The organism is Streptomyces sp. NPDC006265 (assembly GCF_040613555.1).
Taxonomy (GTDB): domain Bacteria; phylum Actinomycetota; class Actinomycetes; order Streptomycetales; family Streptomycetaceae; genus Streptomyces.
Window position 1 is genome coordinate 1 of sequence record NZ_JBEXSH010000882.1, and the last position, 3739, is coordinate 3739.

General features: G+C 71.7%; 3 protein-coding genes and 1 pseudogene. All 4 read right to left on the reverse strand.

What is annotated here, in order from left to right:
- The coding region (gene mmsA / locus ABZ281_RS42030) for a CoA-acylating methylmalonate-semialdehyde dehydrogenase (protein WP_356663237.1) at window positions 1–794 on the reverse strand (794 nt) is incomplete at its 3' end.
- A 14-nt stretch (window positions 795–808) separates the two neighbouring features.
- Window positions 809–2692, reverse strand: a complete 1884-nt coding sequence (gene iolD, locus ABZ281_RS42035) for a 3D-(3,5/4)-trihydroxycyclohexane-1,2-dione acylhydrolase (decyclizing) (protein WP_356663239.1) — start codon at window positions 2690–2692, stop codon at window positions 809–811.
- Window positions 2693–2793: 101 nt separating this feature from the next.
- Window positions 2794–2898, reverse strand: a pseudogene (locus ABZ281_RS42040) (5-deoxy-glucuronate isomerase); the annotation flags it as partial.
- A 76-nt stretch (window positions 2899–2974) separates the two neighbouring features.
- On the reverse strand, window positions 2975–3739 hold a 765-nt coding region (locus ABZ281_RS42045), incomplete at its 5' end, for a deoxyribose-phosphate aldolase (protein ID WP_356663241.1).

Consider the following 3739-nt stretch of genomic DNA (forward strand, 5'->3'; position numbering starts at 1 on the left):
GCGTCGAGGTCGGCGTCGGGCAGGACCAGCATGTGGTTCTTGGCGCCGCCGAGGGCCTGCACCCGCTTGCCGTTGGCGGAGGCGGTGGTGTGGATGTAGCGGGCGATCGGGGTCGAGCCGACGAAGGAGACGGCCTTGACGTCCGGGTGCTCCAGCAGACGGTCGACGGCCACCTTGTCGCCGTGGACGACGTTGAAGACACCGTCGGGCAGACCGGCCTCCGACAGCAGCTCGGCGATCTTCAGCGAGGCCGACGGGTCCTTCTCGGAGGGCTTGAGCACGAAGGTGTTGCCGCACGCGATGGCGATGGGGAACATCCACATCGGCACCATCGCCGGGAAGTTGAACGGGGTGATGCCCGCGACGACACCGAGCGGCTGGCGGATCGAGGCGACGTCGACGCGGCTGGCGACCTGCGTGGACAGCTCGCCCTTGAGCTGCACGTTGATGCCGCAGGCCAGGTCGACGATCTCCAGGCCGCGGGCGACCTCGCCGAGGGCGTCGCTGTGCACCTTGCCGTGCTCGGCGGTGATCAGCTCCGCGATCGCGTCCCGGTTGGCGTCCAGCAGCGCCCGGAACGTGAACAGGATCGAGGTGCGCTGGGCCAGCGAGGACTGGCCCCAGGTCAGGTAGGCCGCCTTGGCGGCGGCGACCGCCGCGTCCACCTCGTCGACCGAGGCGAACGCGACCTTCGTCGTCACCTCGCCGGTCGCCGGATCGGTCACCGGCCCGTACGTGCCCGAGGCGCCTTCGACGGTCTTGCCGCCGATCCAGTGGTTGACGATCTTCGTCATGGCCGGGAACTCCTTCACAGATGGCGGCGTCGGGTGGAGACGTGCCGTTCGTACAGCTCACGTGCCTTGACCGCGGACGGCCGTGTCGCGGTCTCGGCCACGGGTACATCCCACCAGGCCTGCGCGGGAGGCGCGCCCGACACTGTGTCTGCCGTTTGGGTCTCGACGTAGACACATGTGGGAGTGTCGGCCGCCCGGGCCTCGGCGAGGGCCTCCCGCAGGTCCCGGACGGTCTTCGCGCGCAGCACGCGCATGCCGAGGCTGGCCGCGTTGGCGGCGAGGTCCACGGGCAGCGGCCGCCCGGTGTACGAGCCGTCCTCGGAGGGGTAGCGGTAGGCGGTGCCGAACCGCTCGCCGCCCACCGACTCCGACAGGCCGCCGATGGACGCGTAGCCGTGGTTCTGGATGATCAGGACCTTGATCGCGACGCCCTCCTGCACGGCCGTGACGATCTCCGTCGGCATCATCAGGTACGTGCCGTCGCCGGCCAGCGCCCACACGGGCCGGTCGGGAGCGGCCAGCTTCACACCGATGGCGGCCGGGATCTCGTAGCCCATGCAGGAGTAGCCGTACTCCAGGTGGTACTGGTCGGGCGACCGTGTCCGCCACAGTTTGTGCAGGTCGCCGGGGAGGGAGCCGGCGGCGTTGATCAGGATGTCCGACGCGTCGGCGATCTCGTCCAGGGCGCCGAGGACCTGCGGCTGGGTCGGGCGGGTGTCCGGTTCGTCCACCTCGTAGCAGGCGTCGACGCGCTGCTCCCAGCGCTCCTTGTCCTCGGTGTACTCGGTGGCGTAGGTGCCGGCGACCCGGTGCGCGTGCAGCCGGAGGGCGCCGGTGAGCTCCTGGAGGCCGCTGCGGGCGTCGGCGACCAGGGGCTGCCCGGCGAGCTTGTGGCCGTCGTAGGGCGCGATGTTGAGGTTGAGGAACCGGACGTCCGGGTTGCTGAACAGCGTGCCGGAGGCGGTGGTGAAGTCGGTGTAGCGGGTGCCGACGCCGATCACCAGGTCGGTGGTGCGGGCCAGTTCGTCCGCGGTGGCGGTGCCGGTGTGGCCGACGCCGCCGACGTCCTGGGGGTGGTCGTGGCGCAGGGAGCCCTTGCCGGCCTGGGTGGAGGCGACCGGTATGCCGGTGGTTTCGGCGAACTCGGCGAGGGCCTCCTCGGCGCGGCTGTGGTGGACGCCGCCGCCCGCGACGACCAGGGGCCTCTTCGCCGAGCGGATGATCCGTACCGCCTCGGCCAGTTCCGTCGGATCGGCGCCGGGGCGCCGTACGGTCCAGACGCGCTCGGCGAAGAACTCCTCGGGCCAGTCGTACGCCTCGGCCTGCACGTCCTGGGGCAGGGCGAGGGTGACGGCGCCGGTCTCGACGGGGTCGGTGAGGACGCGCATGGCGTTCAGCGCCGAGGGGATCAGGGCCTCGGGCCGGGTGATCCGGTCGAAGTACCTCGACACCGGGCGCAGGCAGTCGTTGACCGACATGTCACCCGCGTACGGCACTTCGAGCTGCTGGAGGACCGGGTCGGCGGGGCGGGTGGCGAAGATGTCACCGGGCAGCAGCAGCACCGGCAGGTGGTTGATCGTCGCGAGGGCGGCGCCGGTGACGAGGTTGGTGGCGCCCGGGCCGATGGAGGTCGTGACCGCGTGCGTGGACAGGCGGTTCGACTGGCGGGCGTAGCCGACCGCCGCGTGCACCATGGCCTGTTCGTTGCGGCCCTGGTGGTACGGCATCCGCTCGGCGTGCTCCAGGAGCGCCTGGCCGATGCCGGCGACGTTGCCGTGGCCGAAGATGCCCCAGGTGGCGCCGATGAGCCGCTGCCGGACGCCGTCGCGTTCGGTGTACTGGGCGGACAGGAAGCGCACGAGCGCCTGTGCGACCGTCAGCCTCGTCGTCGACGTCATCGTGGTCCCTCCCTCGGGGTGGTCACGGGTACGCGTCGGCCGCGGCGAGCGTTCACGCCGGGCGTCGGCGTCCGCTCCCTCCCGGCGGGACACCTCGGGTGGGGGACCTCCGGCGCGGGGCCGTAGCGGGCGGGGAGTTGTCGCTCGCTCTTCGCTCCTGCCAAAGCAAAGCGGCCTCCCGCGCCGGAGGCGATCTGGGCCCGGGACCTGCCCGGGAGAGGGAACTCCTGGTCTTCTGTGCGGTCCCCCGTGGTGAAGGTGTGGATGGTCATGAGGCGGCCCTCACAGCAGTCGGACGGCGGTGTCCACGGCAGCGGCCACGTCGCCGTCCGCCGGGTACAGCAACGAACGTCCCACGACCAGCCCGCGCACGGTGGGCAGTTGGAGGGCGCCGCGCCATTTCTCGTACGCCCCGTCCTGATCGTCACCCACCTCGCCGCCCAGCAGCACGGCGGGCAGCGTGGAGGCGGCCATGACCTCGGCCATGTCGTCGGGGTCGTCGGTGACCGGGACCTTCAGCCAGGTGTAGGCGGAACTGCCGCCGAGACCCGAGGCGATGGCGATCGACTTGGTCACGGCCTCGGCGGAGAGGTCGTTGCGGAGCCGCCCCCGCTCGTCACGGCGGCTGATGAACGGCTCGACGAAGACGGGGAGTTTGCGGGCGGCCATGACGTCGACGGCCCGGGCAGTGGACTCCAGGGTGGTCAGCGAACCCGGGTCATCGTAGTCGATGCGCAGGAGCAGCTTGCCGGCATCGAAGCCGAGGCGCTCGATGTCCTCGGGGCGGTGGCCGGTGAAGCGGTCGTCGAGTTCGAAGCGGGCACCCTGGAGGCCGCCGCGGTTCATCGAGCCGAGGACGACCTTGCCGTCGAGGGCGCCGAGCAGGAGCAGGTCGTCGAGGATGTCGGCGGTGGCGAGGACGCCGTCCACGCCGGGGCGGGACAGGGCCAGGCAGAGGCGTTCGAGGAGGTCGGCACGGTTGGCCATGGCCAGGGCACGGCCGCCGACGCCGAGGGCGCCGCGGGCCGGGTGGTCGGCGGCGACGAT